Below are 25248 nucleotides of genomic sequence, written 5' to 3'. Positions count from 1 at the left end.
AGGACTTGGTTTGGTTATCCGACTGTGAGAAATTGACCGCGAACGGGAGGCAGCCATGACGGCAGCGCGAGTACGGAGCGGGGGCCGGCCCACGCTCGAAGAGGTCGCGGCACGGGCGGGGGTGGGTCGGGGCACGGCCTCGCGCGTCATCAACGGATCGCCCCGGGTCAGCGCCCACACCCGGGAGGCGGTGGAGGCGGCCGTCGCCGAGCTGGGATACGTACCCAACCGCGCGGCCCGCGCCCTGGCCGGAAACCGCACGGACGCCATCGCGCTCGTCGTTCCCGAGTCGGAGAGCCGCTTCTTCGCGGAGCCGTACTTCTCCGACATCGTGCGCGGGGTCGGCGCCGCCCTGGCCGACACCGAGATGCAGTTGCTGCTCACCCTCGTCGGCAGCGACCGGGAACGCCGCAGGCTCGCCCAGTACTTGACCGCGCACCGGGTGGACGGCGTGCTGCTGGTCTCCGTGCACGCCGACGATCCGCTGCCCGACCTGCTCGAACAGCTGGGCATGCCCGCCGTGATGAACGGCCGAAGATCTGCCACCGAGCCCCTCTCCTCGGTCGACTCGGACAACTTCGAGGGAGCCCGCGGCGCGGTGGAGCACCTGGTCTCGCGCGGCCGCCGCACCATCGCCACCATCACCGGACGCCTCGACGTCTACGCCTCCCAGCGCCGTCTGGACGGCTACCGTCAGGCCATCCGCGAAGCCGGCCTGGAACCGGACGAGCGGCTGATCGCCCCCGCCGACTTCTCCGAGGAGGGCGGCGTCCAGGCCATGCGCGACCTGCTCGCCCGCCGCCCCGACGTGGACGCCGTCTTCGCCGCGTCCGACGTCATGGCCGCCGGCGCCCGCCAGATCCTGCGCGAGGCCGGCCGCCGCATCCCCGACGACGTCGCCCTCATCGGCTTCGACGACTCCGCCGTGGCCCGCCACATGGACCCGGCGCTGACGAGCGTGCGCCAGCCGATCGAGGAGATGGGCCGGGCGATGACCCGGGTTCTCCTCGAACAGATCGCGGGCGAGAACACGGAGCGCCCGCAGATCGTGCTGCCGACGGAACTGGTGGTCCGGGACTCGTCGTGAGGGCGGGCGCGGCTTCCGTCCCCTTCCGGCTGCGGCCGCCGGTGCCCGGTCCGCCCGATCGGCCGCGTTGCGGGCAGGGCATCAGCGGGGTCGGGCCGGGTGCCGACGCCGGGCTTTGCCACTCCGCCTCCGGCGGCGCCCGAGGTCACCCATGCCGGTCGAGCTCCCGGCGAAACGTCAGCCCGCGCCGGGTGCGGGGCAGGCACTCCGGCGACTTCGGAGGGTGGGCGTGGAAATCCTGCCGCGCGGCCGACATCGACTCGCCTGCGGCGATCACCACGTACGCGCCCGTGATCCCCCGATCGCAGTCGACGCAGATCACGGCTGTACCGCCTGTTGGCGATCCTGGCGCCACTGCTGCCTCAGCCGCACCCCATCCGGACACAGGCCGGGGCCGCACCGGTCACACATGTACGTGTGGCCCACCCACGCCCTGTACGTCTCCTCGCCTTGGGGCCGGGGCTGCTTCATCTTGCTGAGGGTGTGAATCACGGAGCGCCTCCTCCGGGCAGGCCCGACAGCGCCGGGGGAAAGATGAAAACGGACGCGGAATCCCAACTCGGCCCCTTTCTGCACGAGCCGATGACTCGGCCTCACGAGGAGCAGCTTGAGCTTCGAGCCTTTCAGAAATGGTTCATGCATAGAGGCACCATGAAGTACGGCCTTCCCGTCCTGTTCCCGTTCCCCTCCCCGTACGGGCCGACCGTGAACTGAAGGCGGCGGAGAGGGAGGGCGAGGCGGTACACAGGCCTGGAACTCTGAGGTTCCGCGCGCTCTCACCGTGGCGGAGGACGGCGGGACGCGGCCTGCGGACCCGGGCTCCGAAATCAGTCGGCTGGGTTCGAGCTCTTGCGTTTGCTGGCGAGAAAGCGTTCTTTCTTCTCGCGATTGCCGCAGGTGTTCATCTCGCACCATCTGCGTGTGTGGCCCCGGCTGGTGTCGAAGAACGCGGCGCGGCACGTCGGTGACGCGCACAGGGCGATCTTTCCGGGGCGTTCTCCCGAAATGACACTGATCGCATCGGCCGCGATCACGCTGAGAGCATCTTCCACAGACCCGGAACGCAGCCGCCACTCCCAGCCCCCCTCGGCCGTCAGAACCGGAGAGGCCTGCCCGTGCGTACTGCAGTCGTTGATGACCCGGGCGGCCGAGGGGGGAATCGGATTCCGCTCCGCGACGGCAGTGGCGGCCGCATGGATCGATTCCCGTAGTTCTCGGGCGCGGTCGAGCTGGGAATCGGAGCAGGAGTCGACCACGAGTCCGTAGACCGCCAGCCAGTCCACGAGCCGGGAGGGCACGGGCACCCGCTCCACCGGCTCACCGCGACGCTCTGTGAGGGTCGCCGTGAAGCTGGTCGCCAGCACCTTGCCGAGACGGAACTCAGGGACGAATGTAACGGACATGGAACCATCTTAGCCGGTTTCCCGTGGTCGGGCAAGGTGAGGTGGGCGCGCGGAAGCCTTCGCCCGGAGCCCGGTGCGGCGTTCCTCGGCCGCCGACGGGCCTGAACAGGTCAGGCCCGGTTCAGGCCCGCCGCCGGCTCTTCCCTTGGCCGCGGGAAAGCTCGCAGAATCGAAATCGCTGGAGCGCGAACCGGCGAGAGGCGGGCGATGAAATGCCCGAGCGGCCCGGTGCCCGCATTTTCGCCGCCTCGCAGAACAGGCCCCGGTACGGGTGAACCGAAATACCGCTACCCCGCGAAGGAGACCATCACGTGAGTACCACTGTGCGCCCCGACCTGTATCCGACCCGGATCATCGGTGAGTCCGTCCCCCAGCCGCGAGTCGATCCGACGGTATGGGGAATTCCCCGGGCCCGCTGAGCAGTGAACAGTTGAACCGGTACGAGTCCGGTGGCTATCTGGTCCTCGACGACCTGCTGTCCGGCCAGGAGGTCGAGACGTACCTCGCCGAACTGCAGCGACTGGGCGAGGACCCGGTGCTGCGGGCGAGTGAGCGGGTGATCCTGGAGCCGGATTCGGACCAGGTGCGGTCCGTTTTCGAGGTCGAGAAGGTCAGTGAACTCTTCGCCGATCTCCTTCGGTCGCCCCGGCTCACCGATATCGCCCGGCAGGTCCTCGACTCGGAGGTGTACGTCCACCAGAGTCGGGTCAACTACAAGCCCGGATTCGGCGGTGCGCCGTTCCACTGGCACTCCGATTTCGAAACCTGGCATTCCGAGGACGGAATGCGCCGGCCGCGTGCGTTCAGCGTCTCGATCTCGCTGACCGAGAACCACCCGTTCAACGGTCCGCTCATGGTGATGCCCGGCACCCACAAGTCGTTCGTTCCCACGGTCGGAGAGACGCCGGAGGACTATCACGTGGAGTCGCTGCGTGTGGCCAGTCCCTCGGTCGGTTCCCCGAGCCGGTAGCACCTGACGCACATGGCGGAGAAGCACGGAATCGAGCAGATCACGGGCCCCGCCGGATCGGCGGTGATGTTCGACTCGAATCTGCTCCACGGCTCCAACGGAAACCTGTCGCCCTTCGCGCGCTCGAACATCTTCATTGTGTACAACAGCGTGGAGAACGCGCTGGAAGCCCCGTTCGCCGCGCTCAAGCCGCGTCCGCAGCACCTCAGCAACCGCGAGTTCCCGTCCGCCGAGGCCGAGTAGCGGGCGGGCGTCGGCCGTTGGCGGCCGTCGCGAAGCCGGCCGGGCCGTGCCGCGCCAGTTCCCCGCCGCGGGTGGGCCAGGACCAGTCGGCCCTGGCCCGCCCGCGGTGTGTGCCCGCGTGCGCCGCCAGGCCCGGCACGGAGGTCCGGTGCGTACCGCGCCCCTCGCCCGGCGCACTGCCCGGAGGGTGGTCGGCGAACCGCCCTGGCCGGTTGCTCCCTAAGTGTGGGCATGGTAGAACCGTCTTAGGTGGTTCTTCGTCGACTCGGAGGGGGTACTCGGCGCCCCGTGGATCCGGAGTGACTGCCGTGCTTCCTCGCAGTGATCCCGCTCTTTCTCCACTCGCCACAGAATTCCTACCGGGACGAGGTCTGCCATGTCCGTTGATGTCCTTTCTCCGGCGCGGTCCGCCGTGCCCAAGAAAATACTTTTCCCGCTGCTCCTGGTCCCGATGTTCCTCGGCGGTGTGGACTCGACCCTGTTCAACTCCGTCGCCTACGACCTGCCGGTGCTCACCGACTCGTGGCGGCTCTGGTTCATCGACGGGTACACGATCGCGCTCGCCGCGAGTGTCGTCCTCGGGTCGCGTCTGGGCGCACGCCTGGGCCCGGGCGTGACGTTGGCGGTCGGGCTCCTCGTCTTCGCGATCGCGGGCGCCGCTCCCGCACTGCTCGGTTCACCGGAGGCATGGACGGTGACCCGGTTCGTACAGGGCTTCGGCTACGCGCTGATCGTCTCCAGCGTCGCCTCGGTCATCGGCGGGCTGCCGCACACCGCGGAACGCACCCTGGGCTACTCCCTGTGGATCACCACGTACAGCATCGGCGCTGGTACTGGGCCCCTGATCGGCCGGGCGTTCGTCGACATGGGCGCCTACACCCTGCTGTTCTGGCTGCCGGCGGCGGTCGCCGTGGTGTGCGGAGTGCTCGCGACCCTGATGCTGCGCGGAATCGATCTGGGGCAGGCCGTGTCGGCCAAGATCGACGTCGTCTCCTCGGCCCTGGCACTTCTTGGCTTCGGGCTCTTCGTGGCAGGTCTGCAGAGTCACGGCGGAGTCCTCGGACGGGTCCTGGCGACGGTCGCCGGCTGCGTCATCCTGGGCGTGTTCTGCGTGCGTCAACTTAGCTCGCGGGACCCGCTCATCGATGTGCGCATGCTCCCCTTCTCCCGGCTGGGCGCGTGTTCGCTCTCGCTCGTCGTCGGCTCGGCGTGCTACACCGGATCGGTCTTCCTCTTCAGCGCGCAGGCGGATTCGCTGTTGTCCGTCCTGCCGATCTCGGTTCTGGCGCTGTGGGTCTCGCTCGGAGGATTCACCTTCCACCGGTTGCAGTCCCGGTTCTCTCCCGTGCACATGCTTCAGGTCAGCCTGGCCGCGTGCGCTGTCGGTCTGGTGACGGCGGCCTTCGTCGGACTGTGGCCGGCCAGTTTCCTGATCGGCCTGGGGGTGGGGGTCTCGATGGCATCCGGAGACGCGTACCTGCTCGGAAGCGTGCCGCCCAAGGACGTCGCACGGGCTGCGGCTCTCCAGGAGACGAGCCTCGCCGTGGGTGCGGCTCTCGGTGTGGCCGGATTCGGTGGGATCTTCGCCGCCACCGGCTCGGTCGCGGCGACGGCCGTCATCGCAGCGGTTCTCGTCACCGTCACCGTGTGGGCCCTCCGTCACAACCGCGGAGTCCTCACGGCGTAGGCGGACGGCCGCGCGGCCCGGGTGTACCGACCGCGCGCCCCGCCGGCCGCTCAGGACCAGCCGGATTCGGCGTCAACACCCGTCACCTTCAACGGCGTACGGGTGTCGCTCTGCCGGTGCGGCCGCCATGGCCGTGATGCGGCACCGCAAGCGCGTCTGATCCCCGGATCGGGTACGGCTGCGTCCCAGGCCGGGGGTGCGTGGAGTTGAAGAAGGGGGCGCACGGCGGTCAGGTGCTGAGCGGCAGCGTGGTTCGCGTGCTCACCCCTCCCGGGCCCGGGGCGCGGGCGGCTGCGAGAGCGCGGACGCCCCGCCCGGCCGATCGCACCGCCCGGCCTCCCGGATCGGATCAGGCACCGGGCGATCGGCGGCTCGTCACACGTCGGTACCGGCCTCGTCGGGAGCGGCCGGTTCGGCCGTGAGGAGTGCGGTGATCTCCTGGGCGAGGTCCGGGCCGAGCTCGCCCCAGCCGTCCTTGTAGCCGTAGACGCCCGCCAGGACGCGGGCCTCGTAGTCGCCGTTCATGATCTCAATGTCGCCGGTGGTGATGAGCGCCGGGTGGGCGACACCCACAGCGCCCGAGATCTTCAGCAGCTCCTTGCGCAGGGTGCGCAGGTAGACGGCGGCGCGGGTGGCCTTCGAGGGGGCGTCGACGCCGCGCACCAGCCACGGGTCCTGGGTGGCGATGCCGGTGGGGCACTTGTCGGTGTGGCACTTCTGCGCCTGGATGCAGCCGATGGACAGCATCGCCTCACGGGCGACGTTGATCATGTCGACACCCAGGGCGAACGCGACGACGGCGTTCTCGGGCAGGCCGAGCTTGCCGGAACCGATGAAGGTGATGTCGTCCGTCAGGCCCCGCTCGGCGAACGTGCCGTAGACGCGGGAGAAGCCCATCCGGAACGGCAGCGACACCGAGTCGGAGAAGATGAGGGGTGCCGCGCCGGTGCCGCCCTCGCCTCCGTCGACGGTCACGAAGTCGACCCCGCGATCACCCCGCGCCATCAGGGTGGCCAGCTCCTCCCAGAAGCTCATCTCCCCGACAGCGCTCTTGATCCCGACCGGCAGCCCGGTCGCGTCGGCGATCAGTTCGACGAAGTCGAGCATCGAGTCGACGTCGTGGAAGGCGGTGTGCCGAGAGGGGGAGGCGCAGTCCTCGCCGGCCGGGATGCCCCGGATCTCGGCGATCTCGGGGGTGACCTTCGCACCCGGCAGCAGCCCGCCGAGCCCCGGCTTCGCGCCCTGCGAGAGCTTGATCTCTATCGCCTTGACCGGGGCGCCCGCGACCACGCCCTTGAGCTTGTCGAGGCTGAAGGTGCCGTCCTCGTTGCGGCAGCCGAAGTACGAGGTGCCGATCTGGAGGATCAGGTCGCCGCCGTTGCGGTGGTACGGGGAGAGGCCGCCCTCGCCGGTGTTCTGCAGGGCGCCGGCCAGTGCCGCGCCCTTGTTCAGAGCCGTGACGGCCGCGCCCGACAGCGAGCCGAAGCTCATCGCGGAGATGTTCACCACGCTCGCCGGACGGAACGCCTTGGCCCGCCCGCGCGGACCGCCCAGCACCTTGGCCGAGGGCAGCGGGGCCTGCGGGTCGTGGAGGTCGGGCAGCGGGCCGGCGAATGTGCGCTGCTTCACATACGCGTGGCCCTGCACATGCTCCACGTCCATGTCCGTGCCGAAGCCGAAGTAGTTGTTCTCCTCCTTCGCGGAGGCGTAGATCCAGGTGCGCTGGTCGCGGCTGAAGGGGCGCTCCTCCTCGTTGGAGGTCACGACGTACTGCCGCAGCTCCGGCCCGATCCTCTCCAGCAGATACCGGGCGTGGCCGATCACGGGAAAGTTCCTGAGCAGCGCGTGCTTCTTCTGCACGAGGTCGCGGGCTGCCACCAGCGCCAGTGCCGCCGCTGCGGCCGTGCCGATACTCCGGGCGCGCATGAGCGTTCCTCTCTTCGACTGTGGGACAGCCCCGACCATAGAGAAGGGCCGGTTCGCCCAAGCGAACCGGCCCTTCTTCATCAAGGGTGAGTAACGGGACTCGAACCCGCGACATCCTGGACCACAACCAGGTGCTCTACCATCTGAGCTATACCCACCATGTCCGGTCGTTTCCGACCGGCCGAGAAAAAGTGTACAGGGTCTCGGAGGGTGCTCGCGCCCCCATTGCCCGGCCGCCGGTCACGGCCCCCGGAAGGGCGGTGACCAGCGGCTTCGCGGCGGTGTCAGGCGGAGGGCTGCGACAGGCGCGCCGCGATCCCCTTCGCCCGCTCGGAGTCCGGGCCGGGCTGGGGCACGAAGACCGCCTCGCGGTAGTACCGCAGCTCCGTGATGGAGTCGCGGATGTCGGCGAGGGCCCGGTGGTTGCCGTTCTTCTCCGGGCTGTTGAAGTACGCCCTCGGGAACCAGCGGCGGGCCAGCTCCTTGACCGAGGAGACGTCCACGATCCGGTAGTGGAGGTAGCCCTCCAGCAGCGGCATGTCGCGGGCGAGGAAGCCGCGGTCGGTGCCCACCGAGTTGCCGCAGAGCGGCGCCTTGCCGGGCTCCTTCACGTGCTCGCGGACGTAGGCGAGGACCTGCTCCTGGGCGTCGGCCAGCGTGGTGCCGCCGGCCAGCTCGTCCAGGAGGCCCGAGGCGGTGTGCATCTGCCGCACCACCTCGGGCATGGTCTCCAGTGCCGCGTCCGGCGGGCGGATCACGATGTCCACCCCTTCGCCGAGCACGTTCAACTCCGAGTCGGTGACCAGTGCGGCCACCTCGATGAGTGCGTCTTCCGTCAACGAGAGCCCGGTCATCTCGCAGTCGATCCACACCATGCGGTCGTTCATGCGCCCCACCCTAGGGCCTGTCGTCGCATTCCCGTCGTCCGCCCGGAGGGCGGGAACGCGACGACAGGCCCGGCCCTACGGGGCACTCCGCTGTCCGGGCAGGGCCGGGCGCCCCGCGGCGTACACGTCGGCGCCCGCCTTCCCGTGCTCGGCGCGGCCCGCGTCCAGCGCCGAGGGTGCGGCGGCGGACGGGCCCGCGACGGCGGTCCGGCGGGTCGTGGCGGTCCCCTGGGCGGGCACCGCCACCTCCGTGACCGTCGCGACCGGCTCCGGCATCCCGCCCTGCGGACGGCGGGCCCGGTAGGCGGCCCGGTACGCGGCGGGGGAGGAGCCCAGCTGGCGGCGGAAGTGCCCGCGCAGCGCGACCGGCGAGCGGAAGCCGCAGCGGCCCGCGACCTCGTCCACCGAGTAGTCGGACGTCTCCAGCAGCCGCTGTGCCTGGAGCACCCGCTGGGTGATCAGCCACTGGAGCGGTGCGCTGCCGGTGAGCGAGCGGAATCTCCGGTCGAAGGTGCGCCGGCTCATGTAGGCACGCGCGGCCAGCGTCTCCACGTCGAACTGCTCGTGCAGATGCTCCAGCGCCCAGGCGACGACCTCGGCGAGCGGGTCGGAACCGATTTCCTCCGGTAAAGACCTGTCGAGGTAGCGCTCCTGTCCGCCACTGCGCCGGGGCGGCACGACGAGCCGGCGGGCCAGTGCCCCGGCGGCCTCCGTGCCGTGGTCCGTGCGGACTATGTGCAGGCAGAGATCGATGCCGGCCGCCGTTCCGGCGGAGGTGAGCACGTCGCCGTCGTCGACGAACAGCTCGCGCGGATCGACGTGCACCGACGGATAGCGCTTGGCCAGCGTCGGCGCGTACATCCAGTGCGTGGTGGCCGGGCGGCCGTCCAGCAGCCCGGCGGCGGCGAGGACGAAGGCCCCCGTGCACAGTCCGACGATGCGGGCGCCCTCCTCGTGGGCACGGCGCAGCGCCTCCAGCGCCTCCACGGGCGGCGGTGAGGTGATCGAGCGCCAGGCGGGCACCACGACGGTGCCGGCCCTGCTGATCGCCTCCAGCCCGTAGGGCGCGGTCAGTTCGAGTCCACCGGTAGTGCGCAGCGGTCCCTCTTCACCGCTGCACACGAGCAACCGGTAGCGTGGAACTCCCGCGTCCTGGCGGTCGATTCCGAACACCGACAGCGGGATGGAGCTCTCGAAGATGGGGCCACCGCTGAACAGCAGTACGGCGACGACTTCCCGGCGTCGTCGTCCACCCAGCTTCCGTACAGCCTCCGTTGCGGTGGCGGAGTCCTGGCTCATGACGCTAAGCCCCCCTCGGTGTTCGCGTCTTCCTGGTCCTTACGGGCCTGTCGCACCTGCACTTGTCCCCTCGGTCGTGCACGAGTCCCCGGCCTTCGACGCCCAAGATCGAATCTACTGCGTCCCGTGGTGCCGTCGTGACAAGTTCACCAACCGGCTCATTGTCGACAAGGCAACCTGGCGGGAAGCGTTCGATCACGAAGCGTTTCACTCGTGAGTCGCACAGGGAAGTACGCCCGGCGTTCATGGCCCGTCCCCATTGGGCGGAAGCGTACCGCTCGGTCTCTTCCTGCCTGGTGGCAAGGGGGTTGACCGGCCATTTCGGCAAGGAATCAACCGGCCCCCGAAGTTGGCTGGAAATGTACGGTCGCGTGTGCGGAAATCAGTCGTTCTACCGGCGCACAACCCAGGGCGCCCATCCGCCCCCGCACGCCCCCTCGCCGGGGCGTGCGGCCGAGTCGGCCCGGCCGGCGCGCCGGGAGGGGCCGGCAGCCGAATACCGGCCACCGGACCGCGGCGGGGGTCACTCGCCCGATGGGTTCCGGACGCGCCTGCGCGCGACGGCTCCGTCGCCCGGACGGGTGGCTTCCGGTTGGCCGGGCAAAAGCCCCCGAGACGGACACCGGCCGGGCCCGGCAAGGCCGCACGGGGCGGCCGGGCCGGGGCGCGACGTCGTTGTACCGGGCAACCGGCATTGCCATCCGGGCCCGGTCTCGGGCATGCTCCGGGAAACGTCGCATGCGCCGTGCGCGGGACGGGCAGTGGAGGAATGGCGCCGTACCCTTGGGGGTAAGGGGTTGGGAAGATGATTCCCGGACACCACGACACAGCCCGCTGACGCACCTTCCCCACGTCGCTCTCCTCACGAGGACTCTCTTCGCCGAGACACCGATGGCCGGTCACGAAATCCCCGAACCCGCGGACCGCAAGCAGGTAGCCGACCCCATGTCGGGCCCGCAGGCGGCCGAAGAAGCGCGCCGTCCGTGCGATCCCGCCTTCCGGCATGGGGTCGTCGTCGGCTTCGACGGCTCGACCTCCAGCGAGCGGGCCCTCGCCTATGCCATCGGCATGTCCCGGAGGACGGGCTCCGGGCTGATCATCGTCCATGTCGCCAACCGGCTGCCGACCACGGTCTGGGCGGGCTGCGAGCCCCCCGTCTTCGTGGACGTGCCCGACCACCGCACCGAGGTCCTCGGTCTGGAGCTCGCCTGCGCGGACTACCTCGCCGAGGTGCCCTGGGTGCTCGTGGAGCGCGGCGGGGACATCTGCCACGAGCTGGAGGAGGTCGGCAGGGAGTACTCGGCCGACGCGATCGTCGTGGGCTCCACGCACGGCATCGTGGGCCGGATCTTCGGCTCGGTCGCGGGCCGGCTGGCCCGCCGCGCCCAGCGCCCCGTCGTCGTCATCCCGTAGCCCGCGCCGGACCGCCCGGGGCTCGCTCTTCCCGGCCTTCCGGGCATTTCGTACGCCTGCTCGCGGTGGCGTCAACTCGCCTGTGGAAAACGCCGATCGAGTGACATTACCGACACGTAGCGGGTTCCCCGGGCCCCTGTGGAAACGGCCCCGCACCCACGGGGTGTGGGTGCGGGGCCGTTTCCACGCGTGGCGGTGGGGTCACTCGACGGTGACGGACTTGGCCAGGTTCCGCGGCTTGTCGATGTCCCGGCCCATGGCCAGTGCCGTGTGGTACGCGAAGAGCTGGAGCGGGATGCCCATGAGGATCGGGTCCAGCTCGTTCTCGTTCTTCGGTACGACGATGGTGTGGTCGGCCTTCTCCTGGACCTGGTGGGCCACGGCGAGGATGCGGCCGCTGCGGGCCTTGATCTCCTCCATCGCGGCGCGGTTCTTCTCCAGCAGGTCGTCGTCCGGCACGATCGCCACGGTCGGCATCGCGGGCTCGATGAGGGAGAGCGGGCCGTGCTTCAGCTCGGACGCGGGGTAGGCCTCGGCGTGGATGTACGAGACCTCCTTGAGCTTCAGCGAGGCCTCGCGGGCGACGGGGTAGCCGCGCACCCGGCCGATGAACATCATCGACTTGGCGTCCGCGTACTCCGCGGCCAGCTTCTTGATCTCGTCCTCGTTGTCGAGGATCTCGCTGATCTGCGCGGGCAGCCTGCGCAGCCCCTCGATGATCCGCTTGCCGTCGGCGACCGACAGGTCCCGGATACGGCCCAGGTGCAGGGCGAGCAGCGCGAACGCGACCACGGTGTTGGTGAAGCACTTGGTGGACACCACGCACACCTCGGGGCCCGCGTGGACGTACGTACCGCCGTCGGCCTCCCGGGCGATCGCGGAGCCGACCACGTTGACCACGCCGAGGACCCGCGCGCCCTTGCGCTTCAGCTCCTGGACGGCCGCCAGCACGTCGTACGTCTCACCGGACTGCGAGACCGCCACGTACAGCGTGTCGGGGTCCACCACCGGGTTGCGGTAGCGGAACTCGGAGGCCGGCTCGGCGTCCGCGGGGATGCGGGCCAGCTCCTCGATCAGCTGGGCACCGATCTGGCCCGCGTGGTACGAGGTGCCGCAGCCGAGGATCTTGATCCGGCGGACCCCGCGCGCCTCGCGGGCGTCCAGGTTGAGCCCGCCCAGGTGCACGGTGGAGAACCGGTCGTCGATCCGGCCGCGCAGCACCCGGTCGACCGCGTCGGCCTGCTCGGAGATCTCCTTGTGCATGTACGTGTCGTGGCCGCCCATGTCGTACGACTCGGCCTCCCACTCCACGGTGGTCGGCGTGGCCGTCGTGGTCGAGCCCTCCGTGGTGTACGTACGGAAGTCGTCGGCCTTGAGGGTGGCCATCTCGCCGTCGTCCAGGGTGACGACCTGGCGGGTGTGGGCGACCAGGGCGGCGACGTCGGAGGCGACGAACATCTCCTTCTCGCCGATGCCCAGGACGACCGGGGAGCCGTTGCGGGCGACGACGATGCGGTCGTTGAAGTCGGCGTGCAGGACCGCGATGCCGTACGTGCCCTCGACGGAGCGCAGGGCCTCGCGGACCTTCTCCTCCAGGGTCTTGGCCTCCGAGCGGGCGATCAGGTGGACCAGCACCTCGGTGTCGGTCTCGGAGAGGAAGGCGACGCCGTCGGCGGTCAGCCGGGCGCGCAGCTCGGCGGCGTTGTCGATGATCCCGTTGTGGACGACGGCGACCTTGCCCTCGGCGTCCAGGTGGGGGTGGGCGTTCTCGTCGCTCGGGGCGCCGTGGGTGGCCCAGCGGGTGTGGGCGATGCCGGTCGTGCCGGCGAAGCGCTTGGGGACCCGGGACTCCAGCTCGCGGACCCGGCCCTTGGCCTTGACCGACCTCAGGGCGGCGGGCTTCCCGGCCGCCGGCTTCCCGGTGATCACGATGCCCGCGGAGTCGTACCCCCGGTACTCCAGCCGCTGGAGGCCCTCCAGCAGCAGCGGGGCCACGTCACGCTTTCCGATATAACCGACGATTCCGCACATAGAGCTTTCCGCCCTCCATCGACGTACAGGTAAAAGGGGTGCCCGGCCGTGAGGCGGTCTCAGCCGTAGACGATGCGGCGCAGCTGACGGAGCGAGAGCTCCGGGGGTGCGACGGCCCGGTGCGGCAGTTCGGCCGCGATCCGTTCGAAGATGTCCTTGTTCACCAGGCCGCCGGACTGCAGTTCGCGGTGGCGGCGGCGGACGAAGGCCTCCGTCGTCTCGTCGAAGTACGCCAGCACGTCGAGGATCACCCGGGCGGCTTCACCGCGGGGCAGCGCGGTGCTGCGCACCACGTGGTCAATGAGGTCGTCGTACGACGAGCGGCGTTCGAGCACCCGTCGATATTGCTGCGCACGGAGCGCGAGCGCAACAATCCTGCCCGATATCGGGCAGAGAAGTGGGAGAGTGGCCCTCTTTTTCTGGCTTGGGTGGATTTCGCGGGGTGGTGCGCGGCCACGCGGGAGGGGGTGGTCGCGGCACTGGTCGGAGCCGATGGGGTGAATTGGTCGATAAGCCATAAAGCATCTACCGGGTGCCGGACCGGCCAACGCCCGGCCGTGGTCTACACCTTGACCATCCGTGAGGCACGCGGTACGCATGGCGACGGTGCGAAAGGCCGAAGACCCAGCAGAGCGAACCCGTAGAAAGGGACCCGGTTGTGAGACTGCACACCGCCCGGCGCAGGGCTCTTCCCCGCACGCTGCCCCGGCTTCTCGGCTCGTTGCTCCTCGTGGCGGCGGCCGGTGTCTCCACCGCGTGCGCGGCCCCCACCGCGTCCGCCGCCGGCAACACCGCAACCGCGTGGGCCCCCCGGCCCCTCGGCCAGGTGGTGCCGGCGCCCGCCTCGGTGAGACCGGGCGGCGACCCGTACACCCTCACCCCGGCCACCCGCATCCGGGCCGTCGGCGCGTCCGGCGAAGCCCGGAAGGTCGGCGAGTACCTGGCGGGCCTGCTGCGCCCCTCCACCGGATACGCCCTCCCGGTCACCGAGGGCGACGGCGCCGACGGCATCCGGCTCCGGCTCGACCCGCGCGCCGGCAAGCTGGGCGCCGAGGGATACACCCTCACCTCGGCGGCCGGTTCCGTCACCATCACCGCCCGGCAGCCGGCCGGCCTCTTCCACGGCGTCCAGACGCTGCGTCAGCTGCTCCCGGCCCAGGTGGAGCGCGACAGCCCGCAGAAGGTGCAGTGGCGCGTCGCGGGCGGCAGCATCACCGACACCCCGCGCTACGGCTACCGGGGCGCGATGCTCGACGTCTCCCGGCACTTCTTCTCGGTCGACGAGGTCAAGCGCTACATCGACCAGGTCGCCCAGTACAAGATGAACACCTTCCACATCCACCTCTCCGACGACCAGGGCTGGCGCATCGCCGTCGACTCCTGGCCGAAGCTGGCCACGTACGGCGGCTCCACGGAGGTCGGCGGCGGGACCGGCGGCTACTACACCAAGGCCCAGTACCAGGAGATCGTGCGCTACGCGGCCTCCCGCTACCTGGAGGTCGTGCCGGAGATCGACATGCCCGGCCACACCAACGCCGCCCTCGCCTCGTACGCCGAGCTGAACTGCGACGGCGTCGCGCCCCCGCTCTACACCGGCATCAAGGTCGGCTTCAGCTCCCTGTGCGCCGGCAAGGACGTCACGTACGACTTCATCGACGACGTCGTGCGCGAGGTGGCCGCGCTCACGCCCGGCCGGTACTTCCACATCGGCGGCGACGAGGCGCACTCCACCAGCCACGAGGACTACGTCACGATCATGGAGCGGGCGCAGGCCGTCGTCGGGAAGTACGGCAAGACCGTGATGGGCTGGCACCAGCTCACCGGGGCCGACCCGGTCAAGGGCGCGGTCGCCCAGTACTGGGGCTACGACGCGACGAGCGCCGCGGACCGCGCCCAGGTGGTCGACGCGGCGAAGAAGGGCACCAAGCTGGTGCTCTCCCCGGCGGACCGGGTGTACCTCGACATGAAGTACAACGACCAGACGGAACTGGGCCTGAAGTGGGCCGGGCTGGTCGAGGTCAAGCGCTCCTACGACTGGGACCCGGCGACCTACCTCCCCGGCACGCCCGAGAGCGCCGTCCTCGGCGTCGAGGCGCCGATCTGGTCGGAGACCCTGACCGACAGCGACGACATCGACGCGATGGCGTTCCCGAGGCTGCCGGGCGCGGCCGAGCTGGGCTGGTCACCCGCCTCCACGCACGACTGGAACACCTACAAGGTGCGGCTGGCGGGCCTCGGGGAGCGGTTCACCGCGCAGGGGATCGACTACTACCGCTCGCCCCAGGTCCCGTGGCCGGCCGCCGCGGGGTGACATGACGGAGGCCGGGGGCCGCGTGCCCCCGGCCTGCCGCACGGACCCGGTCCGCCGGGGTCAGGCGACCTTCTTGGCGTCCTCGATGGCCTTCGCCAGGTCCTCCAGGATCGGCGCGCACTTGTCGTAGCTGTAGATCGGCTCGGTGGTACGCGGGATGACCTGGCCCGCCTTGACGGCCGGCAGCTGCGCCCAGGTCGGCTTGGAGGTGAGCGCGTCGGGCTGGAGGGCCGAGGAGCGGTTGTCCATCATGATGATGTCGGCCGCGTACTTGTCGACGTTCTCCCAGCTCAGGTTCTCGAAGAAGCCCGCCTCGTCCACCTTCGGCTCGACGAAGCCCACGCCCAGCTCCTGGAAGTACAGGGTGTCGGCGGACATCTTGGCGAGCGAGACGTAAAACAGGTCCTGGCTGGCCGAGCCGATCATGACCTTGATCTCCGGCTTGGACTTCGCGGCGGCGCGCAGCCGGGCCGCGGCCTTCTCGAAGCGGGTCTTCGCGGCGACGACCCCGGCGGCCCCGACGTCGGCGCCGAGCGAGGCCGCGAGGTCCTCGTGGCGCTGGATGGCCTTGGGGATGGTGGTCCGGGCGGCCCACAGGGCGACGCTCGGGGCCAGCTTCAGGATCTTGTCCTTGGACTGGTCCGGCACGTACCAGAGGGCGTCCTTCTCCCACATCGCGGTGACCAGCAGCTCCGGGCCGAGCGCCGCGTACTTCTCGACGTTGAACTCGCCCCAGACGTTGCCCAGGATCTCGACCTTGCTGATGTCCAGGTCGCCGGCCTGCACATCGGCCTTGCCGTCCTTGGTCCTCGTCGGGCCGAAGACGGCCTTGACCTCGATGCCGTAGTCGTGGAGGGCGGCGGCGACACCGGTGAAGGCGACGATGTTCTTCGGGACGGACTTCGCCTCGGCACTCTGCCCGCGGTCGTCCCGGAACTTCCACGGCCCGGCGTCCGCGCTCCTGGAGCCGGAGGCGGCCGAGTCCTTCGAGCCGCTGCCGCCGCAGGCCGCGAGCACGGCGCCGAGACCAACGGCGCCGCCCATGGCCAGCAGGCCACGGCGGGTGGGACGGGACGCTCGGGCAGTGCGCATGACGGAATCCGCTTTCGTACGAGCCGGAGACCGGCAGGTGACACGTTCGAAGGAAGGCTAGCCTAACCTCAGCGTGTGGCGACCTGCCGATGGGGCCCGGCCCCGGTGGACGCGGCGCCGCCCTCAGGCCTCCGTCGCCCAGACGTGCTCGTACCAGGCGCTGCCGCCCTTCGTCGCGTCGTGGTGCGGGTCCTGCTTCCACTCGCTCCTGGTCACCTTGAAGTTCGCACCCGGCATGAGCAGGACCTCGGACTCGGTGTTCTGGTAGCGGTGGAAGGGTTCGACGTCACGGCCGTACTTGCCGGTGAGCGTCAGCTCCAGCAGGATCCGGTGCGTCGCCTTGCCGGAGACCTTCTGGCCGCGCATGAAGCCCATGGCCACGGGTTCGTCCCTGCTGGTGCTGTCGAACGAGGTGGTGAAGACGGACCCCGGCCGGTAGTTCAGCGCGGCCTGCTTGCCGAGCTGGTACACCGACTCGTCGCCGCCCGCGTTCCAGTCGCCGCGGAAGACGGTGCCGGACGGGGGGCAGCCGCTTCAGCGCCTCCATCGTCATGTCGGCGTGCGCCTTCATCTCCTCGAAGAGCACGGGCGCGAGAAGGTCGATGCGCGCGTCGATGACGGCGACGGCCGCCTTCTTGGCCGTCGGGTCCGTGCCCTGGGCGGCCGCGAGCTGCGGCGCGATCACCGCGTCCTCGTCCAGGGTGTTCACCGGCTCGCTCTTGGGGTCCTGGGCGGCCCACTTGAGCTGCTTCTTGATCTGCTGGAGCGACAGCGCCTCGGCACCGGTGGTGGCCAGGCCGGCGGTGCCGTACGGCGCGTACCCCTCGGGCAGCAGCCGGCTGCGCACCACCGAGTTGATCATCTGGTGCGCGCCCCCGGTGTACGCCATCAGCGCGGTCGCGTGGGCGGGCTTGAGCCGCTCCGCGAGGGCCGCGGTGGAGGCACCGTTGTTCCTCGCCTTCCAGCCGGCGATCTCCGGCGTGGGCGCCGTGTCGCCCGCGAGGAAGTCCGCGTACCTGCGGGGTACTTCACCCGCCGTGGCCTGGCCGGGCTCCATGAAGCCGCTCGCCGCGGGGTCGACCGCGCGGGGCGTGTTGGCCTGGGCGAGATACATCAGTTCGTGCGGGAACTGCCCGTCGACGCAGACGTGTTGGCGCAGCTCCTCCTCCGTGAAGGGTGCGATGCTCTGGTACATCAGCGCCGCGCCCTTGCCCGCCCGGGCGACGGTCTCGCCCGGCCCCTTGACCCCGGCCGCCCAGGAGCCGCGCAGGATCTCGTAGAGCGAGTGGTCCCAGGACGGCAGCATCCAGCCCATCAGCGCCATCCGGTAGTCGAAGACATCCACCCCGGGCACGTTGATCCACTGGAAGGTCTTGAGCATCCGGGTCGTGGTGCCGGACATGCCGGCGACGATCGGGATGCCCCGCTCGGCGTTCGCCTTCGGCCAGGCCTGGTTCTGCTGGATCTCCCAGTAGGCCGCGCCCTCGTTCCAGGGCAGCTTGTCGTCGGGTCCGGGCTTTCCCGCGAACTCCAGCTCGCGTGCGCCGAGCGGAGCGCCGCGGTTCTCGTAGTCCCGGGGCGTTTTGCGGTTGGCGAGCTTGTCGGCCTCGCTGCGCTCCTTGCGGGGTCCCTGGCTGCCGATCATCTCCCAGGTGTCGCCGGCCATGGTCTCCGGGTCGGACTGCCACAGCAGGCCGCCCAGCGCGTACGGGTCCTTCTCGTAGTTGTACCCCTTGCCGACGGCACTCGCCCCGGCCCACAGGGACAGCCGGGTCCAGCTGTTGAGGAACGCGGAGTGCTTCTTCAGCTCCTCCTCGTTCATGCCGAGGGTCGACGCCAGCTGCGGCTTGGGCCCGATGATGCTGTTGAGGATGTTCTTGAGCGACAGCTCGGCGCCCTTGTTGTAGTAGGCGGCGTTGTAGACGGCCGTGATCAGCTCACGGACGTTGCCGTCCCGGGAGAAGAAGTCTTTGATCTGGGCGGTGGTCATCTCCTCGCCCACCTGCCCGGCGCTCGTCCGGTCGTCCTTGAAGAACGACTTGTTGGCGAGCGCGGAGTCCTTGTGCTCGATGCGGCTGTACTTGATGAGCAGCTGCTTGAGCCGGTTCACCGTCTTGCGCGCCGCCGCGAGCGCCCTCGGGTGCCCGAAGGCGTACGCGCCGAGCCGCTGCTCGAACTGCTCGGCCGACGCCTGCCAGTTCGTGTGCGCGTAGTACTGGGCGTGGTCGAAGGGAGCCTCGCCCTCGCCGAGGCGTTGTACGGCGATCTCCCCGCCGGTACGGGCCGGGCCGTCCGCCGTCCGCTGCACGGGCGCCGCCGCGGTGGGCGCGGGACCGGCCAGGACCCGGCGGGCGTTCTCCTCCGCCGCGCGCTCGAAGCGGTCGGAGGGGTCCGAGACCCGGAGCCCCGAGCCGTTGTCGGTGCCCGCGACCGGTCCCTGGCGCTGCTGGATGACGTGCGTCAGCTCATGGGCCAGCGTGTGCCGGTCCGCGCCGCCGGAGCCGATGACGACATGGCTGCCCGAGGTGTAGGCGCGGGCCCCGACCTCGGCCGCCGAGCGCTGTGCGGCCGGCCCGGTGTGCAGCCGCACATCGGAGAAGTCGGCGCCGAGCCGCGCCTCCATCTCCGTACGGACGTCACCGCCCAGCGGCCGCCCGGGGCCGCGCAGCACGTCCGGCACGGACGAGCGCTGCACGGGATCCGGCTCGCCGCGCCCGCAGGAGGGCCCGTGCTCATGGCGCTGTACGGGCGCCGACCCGCCGTTCCCGTGGGGGAGTTCGGGTATCCGGCAGTCGGCCTGCCACTGCCGCTCCAGCGCCCGGACGACGGCGGCGTTGCCCATCGAGCGCTGCAACGCCCCCAGCCGGCCCCCGGACCCCGCGCCGCCGGAGCCGACCGCGCCCGCGAGACCGTCGAGACCGGCCACCCCGGCGAGGCCGACCGGCCCGGCCGGCCCCACGGCCCCGGAGACCACGGCCGGCCCCACGGCATCGGCCGAGCGCGCGGCAGCGGGCTCCGTACGGACCGGGCGAGGGGCGGCGTCCTGCTTGTCCTGTGCGCGCATGCTCCGATCATTGGCCATCGCGCCCCCTGCGGGCTAGGGGTGTCTTGCGCATCACACGCGGGGGCTATCCGTACGCGTTGGCCCCGTCCGCGATGAGCCGGCTCGTGAAGCCGGCCCGGCACAGCCGCTCGTACGCGGCAGCCACGTCGTCCGGGACGGGGTCGGCGGCCATGAAGCCCCGCGCCGGGTAGATCATCAGACGCTGCAATGCGCCGACCAGCATGTCGATGACCATGCGGTCGTTTTGGATCGAGGCCAGGTACTCCTCGAACGTGACGGGGGCCGAGGCACACACGAAGGCGACTCCCGGCCACAGTTTGCGTGCGGTGGCGTGGGCGCGACGTTCCTCGTACGGCTTGCTCACCAGCAGGACGGACGAGATCGGGACGCCTGCCTCTTCGAGGACCGCCCGGGAGAAACGGATGTTCTCCCCGGTGTTGCGGGCGCGCGGCTCGATGAGCACCGCGCGGTCGGGGACGCCGAGTTCGAGTGCCCGCTCGCGATAGTGCACGGCCTCACCGCGCGGCATGCGCGCACGGGTGGTGGGGCTGGTGGCGCCGGTGAACACGATGAGGGGGGCCATACCGCCTTGGTAGAGGCGCACGGTCATGTCCGCGACCCCCAGGTCATGGCTGCCCAGGCCGATTGCCACCGAGCAGGGGCGCGGGTCGTGGTGCATCAGGTGGTGGTCCCACAACAGCAGGGCGTCCGACCACGACTGGGAGGAGACGGTCACGTGGTACCTCCGCCCTGGGCGGAGTCGGGAACGTCGAAATCGTACGACCAGGTGAATCGTGAGGCGGCGTGCACGCCTATCGCGAACTCGACGACCGTTCCGTCCGCCGTGTACACGGTCCTGTGCAGTTCGACCACCGGTTCACCCCCGGCCGGCATGAGCAGTTTCGACTCCTCGGGGGTCGCCGCGCGTGCAAAGAGTTCCTCGCGCATGCGGTCGATTTCGTAGCCCGCGTCGTAGAGCACGCGAAAGCCGCCGCCCCGGCCGGCAGGGCCCGGGGAAGGGTCGACCAGACATGTGCCCTCGACGTGCTCGGGGCGGTAGTAGCTGGTCAGCGTATGCGTCGGCTGCCCGGCCTCGCGTACGACGCGTGCGCGGGCGTAGACGTGCGAACCGGGAGCGAGGCCGTGCGCGGCAGCGGCGGCGGGTGGTGCCTCGACCCGTGTCACCGTCTGCGTCTGGTCGTCTCGCTTGTGGGCGCGCCCGGAAGCCACGCGGTCGGCGATGAACGCGACCTCGTCGCCGTCGCGCCACTTGGCCTTGTCGTACCGGCTGACACCGAGACGCTTGAGCGGACGCCGTTGCCGTACGACTGTGCCGTGTCCGCGCGACGAGGTGACCAGACCCTCGGCCTCCAGGGCGATTCGGGAGGGACGGCGTCCTCATCGTCCCGACAGCCGATTCGGGGGCGGAGGGAGCCGACCTCGTGCCTGGTGCGGCGCTGCGTTGGCCTCCGTGTGAGTGCGGGCATTCGTTGTGCCCCGACTACGTGCCGGAGGGCGAGGACTGAGGGGTTCGGCCCGCGCGGGGCCGGATAGCCGATCGGGGGCCCGGTGCCGGACCCCCGATCGGTGCACTCGGTGCAGTTCCTCAGGCCTGGAGCCCCAACTCCCGGGCGATCAGCATCCGCTGCACCTCGCTCGTGCCCTCGCCGATCTCCAGGATCTTGGAGTCGCGCCACATGCGGGCCACCGGGTACTCGTTCATGAAGCCGTAGCCGCCGTGGATCTGGGTCGCCTCGCGGGCGTTGTCCACGGCCACGGTCGAGGAGTACAGCTTGGCGATCGCCGCCTCCTTCTTGAACGGCTCGCCCGCCAGCAGCCGGGAGGCCGCGTCCCGCCAGCCGATCCGGGCCATGTGCGCCCGCGTCTCCATGTCCGCGATCTTGAACTGGATGGCCTGGTTGGCGCCGATCGGCTTTCCGAAGGCGTGCCGCTCGGCGGCGTACTTCACCGACTCGTCCACACAGCCCTGCGCCAGGCCCGTCGAGAGCGCCGAGATGGCGATCCGGCCCTCGTCCAGGATGCGCAGGAACTGGGCGTAGCCCCGGCCCTCCTCGCCGAGCAGGTTCTCCAGCGGGACGCGGACGTCGGAGAAGGACAGCTCCCGGGTGTCCGAGGCGTTCCAGCCGACCTTGGAGTAGGGGGCGGCGACCGTGAAGCCGGGGGTGCCGGACGGGACGATGATCGAGGAGATCAGCGGGGCGCCGTTCTCCTTGCGGCCGGTCACCGCCGTGACCGTCACCAACTCGGTGATGTCCGTACCGGAGTTGGTGATGAAGCACTTGGAGCCGTTGATCACCCACTCGCCCGACGCCTCGTCGCGCACCGCCGTCGTCCGGGTGCCGCCCGCGTCCGAGCCGCCGTCCGGTTCGGTCAGGCCGAACGCGCCGAGCGCCTCACCGGAGCAGAGCCTCGGCAGCCACCGCTGCTTCTGCTCCTCCGTGCCGAAGCGGAAGACCGGCATCGCGCCCAGCGAGACCCCGGCCTCCAGCGTGATCGCCACCGACGAGTCGACCCGGGCCAGCTCCTCCAGGGCGATGCCGAGCGCGAGGTAGTCGCCGCCCATCCCGCCGTACTCCTCCGGGAAGGGCAGCCCGAACAGGCCCATCCGCCCCATCTCGCGCACGATCTCGTACGGGAACTCGTGCCGCTCGTAGAAGTCGCCGATCTTCGGGGCGACGACGTCGTGCGCGAACTCCGCGACGGTGCGGCGCAGTTCCTCGTGCTCGGCGGTCAGCCGGTGGTCCAGGGACATGGGGACGTTCACTCCTTGTAGGGCTGGGGCGCGAGTGCGCGGACCGTACGGGACGGGCTGGGTCGGCCCAGGTGTCCGGCGAGCCACACGCTGGTGGCGGTCAGCTCGTCGAGGTCGACCCCGGTTTCGATACCGAGGCCGTCGAGCATCCACACGAGATCCTCGGTGGCGAGATTTCCGGTCGCGCTCTTCGCGTACGGGCAGCCGCCGAGGCCGCCGGCCGACGCGTCCACCGTGGTCACGCCGTGCCGCAGCGCCGCGAGGGTGTTGGACAGGGCCTGCCCGTACGTGTCGTGGAAGTGCACGCCGATCGTCTCCGTGCGCACCCCCGCCTCGTTCAGCCCGGTCAGCAGGGCCTGTACGTGGCCGGGGGTCGCGACGCCGATGGTGTCGCCGAGGGACAGCTCGTCGCAGCCGAGGTCCATCAGCGCCTTCGCCACCCGCACGACCTGGGGGAGCGGGACGGGCCCCTCCCAGGGGTCGCCGAAGCACATGGAGAGGTAGCCGCGCACATGCACCGCGTCCGCCTTGGCACGGGCCACCACGGGTTCGAACATGGCCAGCGACTCGTCCACCGTGCGGTTGAGGTTGCGGGCGGCGAAGGTCTCCGTCGCGGAGCCGAACACGGCGATGGCGCGGGCCCCGAGCGCCAGGGCCCGGTCGAGTCCCCGCTCGTTCGGCACGAGGACCGGCAGCGCCACGTCGCCCACGTCCGCGATGTCGCCGAGCATCGGGAACAGCTGCTCGGCGTCGGCGAGCTGGGGCACCCACTTGGGGTGCACGAAGCTCGTCGCCTCGATCGTGGTCAGCCCGGCGACCGCGAGCCGGCGGACGAACTCCGCCTTGATCTCCGTCGGTACGACCGCCTTCTCGTTCTGGAGGCCGTCGCGGGCGCCGACCTCGTGGATACGGACCCGGGCGGGCAGACCCTCGGCGGGCACGGTCATCGGCAGGGTGCGGGCGGTACGGGCGGTCGTCATGCTTCCTCCCCGGCGGCGGGGACCACGACCGCCAGTACCTGGTCCATGGCGACCGTGGCCCCGGCCGTGACATCGAGTTCGGTGACGGTGCCGGCGTGCGGGGCGGAGATGACGTGCTCCATCTTCATCGCCTCCACCACCAGCAGGCTCTGCCCGGCGACGACCTCGTCCCCGACCGCCACCTTGACCACCGTGACGGTGCCGGGCATGGGCGCGGCGAGCGTGTCTGCGCCGGAGCGGGCCGCGCCGGTCAGCGACGCCTCCACCGGGTCGTGGTCCCGTACGTGCCAGCTGTCGCCGTCCCGGCCGAGCCAGTGCCCCTCCGGGGAGACGGCGTACGCGAACACATGGGTCACCCCGGCGAGTTCGAGCGTGACGCGGCCGCCGTCCACCGCGAGTGTCCGCGCGGTCTCCGGGCCGCCGGGCAGCGGTCCGAGCGGGCCGCAGGCCCCCGATTCCGGGGCCGGCGGGCCGCAGACCTCGCCGACATGGCCGAACGTCAGCTCCGTGGACCCGCCGCCGCACGGCCGCAGGGCCACCTGGACCGGGTCGTGGCCCGGGATGTGGAAGTCGCGCAGGGTCCGGGCCGGGGTGCCGCCGAGCCGCCAGCCGTCACCGGCCGAGAACGGGTCGGCCCAGGCCCCGGCGCGGGGGGCGGCGGACGCGGTGTGCTGCCGCAGCAGCGCGGCCGCCGCGTACACCTCCTCCGGTACGCCCTCGGGGACCAGCGCGTCCACCTCGCGCTCCACCAGACCGGTGTCCAGTTCGCCCGCCACCACGGCCGGGTGGCCGAGGAGCCGGCGCAGGAAGCCCGCGTTGGTCGGGACGCCGAGGACGACGGTGTCCGCGAGGGCCGCCCGCAGCCGGCGCAGGGCGGTCGCCCGGTCGGGGCCGTACGCGATGACCTTGGACAGCATTGGGTCGTACAGGCTGCCGACCTCGCCGCCCTCGCCGAGCCCCGAGTCCGTGCGCACCCCGCCGCCCTGCGGCTCGCTGAGCGCCAGCACCCGCCCGCCCGAGGGCAGGAAGCCGCGCGCCGGGTCCTCGGCGCAGACCCGGGCCTCCACCGCGTGCCCGGTGAGCGTGATGTCGTCCTGCCCGTACGGCAGCCGCTCCCCGGCGGCGACCCGCAGCTGCCACTCCACCAGGTCCAGACCGGTGACCAGCTCGGTCACCGGATGCTCGACCTGGAGGCGGGTGTTCATCTCCATGAAGTAGTACGAGGACGGGTCGTTGCCCGGGACGATGAACTCCACCGTGCCCGCGCCGACGTAACCGCAGGAGCGCGCCGCCTGGACGGCCGCCTCGCCCATCGCCGCCCGTGTCCCCTCGTCGAGCAGGACGGACGGCGCCTCCTCGATGATCTTCTGGTGGCGGCGCTGGAGCGAGCACTCGCGCTCGCCGAGGTGCACCACGTTGCCGTGGGCGTCGGCCAGCACCTGGATCTCGATGTGGCGCGGCCGGTCGATCCACCGCTCCACGAGCAGGGTGTCGTCGCCGAAGGAGGCGCGGGCCTCGCGCCGGGCCGCCGCGATCTCGTCCGCGAGCAGCGCCGCGTCCCGCACCAGGCGCATGCCCTTGCCGCCGCCGCCCGCCGAGGGCTTCAGCAGCACCGGCATGCCGATCGCGTCCGCCGCGTCCGCCAGCTCGCCGTCGCTCAGCCCGCTCCCGGAGGAGCCGGGCACCACCGGGACACCGGCAGCGGCGACCGTCTCCTTGGCCCGGATCTTGTCGCCCATCAGGGAGATCGCGTCGGCGGGCGGCCCGATGAAGACGAGCCCCGCCTCCGCGCAGGCACGGGCGAACGCCGCGTTCTCCGCGAGGAAGCCGTAGCCGGGGTGGACGGCCCGGGCTCCCGTGCGGCGGGCCGCCTCCAGGAGCCGGTCCGCGCTCAGATAGCTCTCCGAGGCGGAGGCGGGCCCGATCCGTACCGCCGTGTCGGCCTCCCGTACGTGCCGCGCCCCCTCGTCCGCGTCGCTGAAGACGGCGACCGAGCGCACGCCCAGCTCGCGCAGGGTCCGGATGACCCGGACCGCGATCTCGCCCCGGTTGGCGACGAGGACCGTGTCGAACATCGTCATC

The 25248-nt window shown here is 70.9% G+C and carries 18 protein-coding genes, 1 tRNA gene and 1 pseudogene; 5 read left to right on the top strand and 15 right to left on the bottom strand.

Annotated elements, in window-relative coordinates; translation table 11 throughout:
* Positions 1 to 55 precede the first annotated feature (55 nt).
* Positions 56 to 1087, top strand: coding sequence for a LacI family DNA-binding transcriptional regulator (locus tag P8A18_RS10905; RefSeq protein WP_306053728.1), 1032 nt, complete (start codon positions 56 to 58; stop codon positions 1085 to 1087).
* Positions 1088 to 1914: 827 nt separating this feature from the next.
* Here P8A18_RS10905 and P8A18_RS10900 read toward each other — a convergent pair.
* Positions 1915 to 2490, bottom strand: a complete 576-nt coding sequence (locus P8A18_RS10900) for a CGNR zinc finger domain-containing protein (RefSeq protein WP_306053727.1) — start codon at positions 2488 to 2490, stop codon at positions 1915 to 1917.
* A 311-nt stretch (positions 2491 to 2801) separates the two neighbouring features.
* Between P8A18_RS10900 and thpD the strand changes: the two are divergent.
* A pseudogene (gene thpD / locus P8A18_RS10895) lies at positions 2802 to 3703 on the top strand (ectoine hydroxylase).
* Positions 3704 to 4079: 376 nt separating this feature from the next.
* Positions 4080 to 5390 (top strand): MFS transporter, encoded by a 1311-nt coding sequence (locus tag P8A18_RS10890; RefSeq protein ID WP_306053726.1) that lies wholly within the window; start codon positions 4080 to 4082, stop codon positions 5388 to 5390.
* 375 nt (positions 5391 to 5765) lie between these two features.
* On the opposite strand, the gene P8A18_RS10885 is transcribed toward P8A18_RS10890, so the two are convergent.
* From P8A18_RS10885 to P8A18_RS10870, 4 genes are all read right to left on the bottom strand, one after another.
* Positions 5766 to 7316, bottom strand: coding sequence for an FMN-binding glutamate synthase family protein (locus P8A18_RS10885; protein WP_306053725.1), 1551 nt, complete (start codon positions 7314 to 7316; stop codon positions 5766 to 5768).
* An 85-nt stretch (positions 7317 to 7401) separates the two neighbouring features.
* Positions 7402 to 7474: transfer RNA gene (locus tag P8A18_RS10880), tRNA-His, on the bottom strand.
* A 126-nt stretch (positions 7475 to 7600) separates the two neighbouring features.
* Complete coding sequence (orn, locus tag P8A18_RS10875; protein WP_306053723.1) at positions 7601 to 8203, bottom strand: oligoribonuclease; 603 nt, start codon at positions 8201 to 8203, stop codon at positions 7601 to 7603.
* A 75-nt stretch (positions 8204 to 8278) separates the two neighbouring features.
* A complete protein-coding gene (locus tag P8A18_RS10870; protein WP_306053721.1) occupies positions 8279 to 9502 on the bottom strand; it encodes a helix-turn-helix domain-containing protein in 1224 nt (407 codons plus the stop codon).
* An 891-nt stretch (positions 9503 to 10393) separates the two neighbouring features.
* On the opposite strand from P8A18_RS10870, the gene P8A18_RS10865 reads away from it, so the two are divergent.
* Positions 10394 to 10915 (top strand): universal stress protein, encoded by a 522-nt coding sequence (locus tag P8A18_RS10865; protein WP_018555760.1) that lies wholly within the window; start codon positions 10394 to 10396, stop codon positions 10913 to 10915.
* 201 nt (positions 10916 to 11116) lie between these two features.
* Here the strand turns inward: P8A18_RS10865 and glmS are convergent, their stop codons facing one another.
* The gene (glmS, locus tag P8A18_RS10860) at positions 11117 to 12946 is read right to left on the bottom strand and encodes a glutamine--fructose-6-phosphate transaminase (isomerizing) (protein ID WP_306053720.1); all 1830 of its coding nucleotides are present in this window, start codon (positions 12944 to 12946) and stop codon (positions 11117 to 11119) included.
* A gap of 59 nt (positions 12947 to 13005) precedes the next feature.
* On the bottom strand, positions 13006 to 13281 hold the full coding sequence (locus tag P8A18_RS10855) for a hypothetical protein (protein WP_018555758.1): 276 nt from the start codon (positions 13279 to 13281) through the stop codon (positions 13006 to 13008).
* Positions 13282 to 13604: 323 nt separating this feature from the next.
* Here P8A18_RS10855 and P8A18_RS10850 point away from each other — a divergent pair, with 323 nt between their 5' ends.
* Positions 13605 to 15257 (top strand): beta-N-acetylhexosaminidase, encoded by a 1653-nt coding sequence (locus P8A18_RS10850; RefSeq protein WP_306053718.1) that lies wholly within the window; start codon positions 13605 to 13607, stop codon positions 15255 to 15257.
* A 60-nt stretch (positions 15258 to 15317) separates the two neighbouring features.
* On the opposite strand, the gene P8A18_RS10845 is transcribed toward P8A18_RS10850, so the two are convergent.
* The 8 genes from P8A18_RS10845 to P8A18_RS10810 all read right to left on the bottom strand — a co-directional run bounded on the left by P8A18_RS10845 (position 15318) and on the right by P8A18_RS10810 (position 25247).
* On the bottom strand, positions 15318 to 16301 hold the full coding sequence (locus tag P8A18_RS10845; RefSeq protein ID WP_306060818.1) for an ABC transporter substrate-binding protein: 984 nt from the start codon (positions 16299 to 16301) through the stop codon (positions 15318 to 15320).
* Between the two features lie 171 nt (positions 16302 to 16472).
* On the bottom strand, positions 16473 to 16715 hold the full coding sequence (locus tag P8A18_RS10840) for a hypothetical protein (protein ID WP_306053716.1): 243 nt from the start codon (positions 16713 to 16715) through the stop codon (positions 16473 to 16475).
* Positions 16636 to 19413, bottom strand: a complete 2778-nt coding sequence (locus tag P8A18_RS34290) for an eCIS core domain-containing protein (protein WP_371933657.1) — start codon at positions 19411 to 19413, stop codon at positions 16636 to 16638. Before P8A18_RS34290 ends, P8A18_RS10840 begins: the two co-directional genes overlap by 80 nt.
* A gap of 64 nt (positions 19414 to 19477) precedes the next feature.
* Positions 19478 to 20092, bottom strand: coding sequence for a YdcF family protein (locus P8A18_RS10830; protein WP_306060815.1), 615 nt, complete (start codon positions 20090 to 20092; stop codon positions 19478 to 19480).
* A gap of 53 nt (positions 20093 to 20145) precedes the next feature.
* The gene (locus P8A18_RS10825) at positions 20146 to 20793 is read right to left on the bottom strand and encodes a UTRA domain-containing protein (RefSeq protein ID WP_306060813.1); all 648 of its coding nucleotides are present in this window, start codon (positions 20791 to 20793) and stop codon (positions 20146 to 20148) included.
* 226 nt (positions 20794 to 21019) lie between these two features.
* Positions 21020 to 22186 (bottom strand): acyl-CoA dehydrogenase family protein, encoded by a 1167-nt coding sequence (locus tag P8A18_RS10820; protein WP_306053715.1) that lies wholly within the window; start codon positions 22184 to 22186, stop codon positions 21020 to 21022.
* Positions 22187 to 22194: 8 nt separating this feature from the next.
* The gene (locus P8A18_RS10815) at positions 22195 to 23166 is read right to left on the bottom strand and encodes a hydroxymethylglutaryl-CoA lyase (protein WP_306053714.1); all 972 of its coding nucleotides are present in this window, start codon (positions 23164 to 23166) and stop codon (positions 22195 to 22197) included.
* Positions 23163 to 25247 carry an acetyl/propionyl/methylcrotonyl-CoA carboxylase subunit alpha gene (locus P8A18_RS10810; RefSeq protein WP_306053713.1) on the bottom strand — a complete coding sequence of 695 codons (2085 nt, stop codon included), beginning with the start codon at positions 25245 to 25247 and terminating at the stop codon, positions 23163 to 23165. The genes P8A18_RS10815 and P8A18_RS10810 overlap by 4 nt, the downstream gene beginning before the upstream one ends.
* Position 25248 lies beyond the last annotated feature (1 nt).

It is taken from the genome of Streptomyces sp. Mut1 (assembly GCF_030719295.1).
Taxonomy (GTDB): domain Bacteria; phylum Actinomycetota; class Actinomycetes; order Streptomycetales; family Streptomycetaceae; genus Streptomyces; species Streptomyces castrisilvae.
The sequence above is the reverse complement of the archived record's forward strand: the minus strand, read 5'-3'. Positions and strand labels throughout refer to the sequence as shown.

Bases quoted from the DNA above. Each gene is read 5' to 3' on its own strand.
- P8A18_RS10905 (WP_306053728.1), top strand. From the start codon at position 56: ATGACGGCAGCGCGAGTACGGAGCGGGGGCCGGCCCACGCTCGAAGAG.
- P8A18_RS10900 (WP_306053727.1), bottom strand. From the start codon at position 2,490: ATGTCCGTTACATTCGTCCCTGAGTTCCGTCTCGGCAAGGTGCTGGCG.
- P8A18_RS10890 (WP_306053726.1), top strand. From the start codon at position 4,080: ATGTCCGTTGATGTCCTTTCTCCGGCGCGGTCCGCCGTGCCCAAGAAA.
- P8A18_RS10885 (WP_306053725.1), bottom strand. From the start codon at position 7,316: ATGCGCGCCCGGAGTATCGGCACGGCCGCAGCGGCGGCACTGGCGCTG.
- orn (WP_306053723.1), bottom strand. From the start codon at position 8,203: ATGAACGACCGCATGGTGTGGATCGACTGCGAGATGACCGGGCTCTCG.
- P8A18_RS10870 (WP_306053721.1), bottom strand. From the start codon at position 9,502: ATGAGCCAGGACTCCGCCACCGCAACGGAGGCTGTACGGAAGCTGGGT.
- P8A18_RS10865 (WP_018555760.1), top strand. From the start codon at position 10,394: ATGGCCGGTCACGAAATCCCCGAACCCGCGGACCGCAAGCAGGTAGCC.
- glmS (WP_306053720.1), bottom strand. From the start codon at position 12,946: ATGTGCGGAATCGTCGGTTATATCGGAAAGCGTGACGTGGCCCCGCTG.
- P8A18_RS10845 (WP_306060818.1), bottom strand. From the start codon at position 16,301: ATGGGCGGCGCCGTTGGTCTCGGCGCCGTGCTCGCGGCCTGCGGCGGC.
- P8A18_RS10840 (WP_306053716.1), bottom strand. From the start codon at position 16,715: ATGCGCGGCCAGAAGGTCTCCGGCAAGGCGACGCACCGGATCCTGCTG.
- P8A18_RS34290 (WP_371933657.1), bottom strand. From the start codon at position 19,413: ATGCGCGCACAGGACAAGCAGGACGCCGCCCCTCGCCCGGTCCGTACG.
- P8A18_RS10830 (WP_306060815.1), bottom strand. From the start codon at position 20,092: ATGCACCACGACCCGCGCCCCTGCTCGGTGGCAATCGGCCTGGGCAGC.
- P8A18_RS10820 (WP_306053715.1), bottom strand. From the start codon at position 22,186: ATGTCCCTGGACCACCGGCTGACCGCCGAGCACGAGGAACTGCGCCGC.
- P8A18_RS10815 (WP_306053714.1), bottom strand. From the start codon at position 23,166: ATGACGACCGCCCGTACCGCCCGCACCCTGCCGATGACCGTGCCCGCC.
- P8A18_RS10810 (WP_306053713.1), bottom strand. From the start codon at position 25,247: ATGACGATGTTCGACACGGTCCTCGTCGCCAACCGGGGCGAGATCGCG.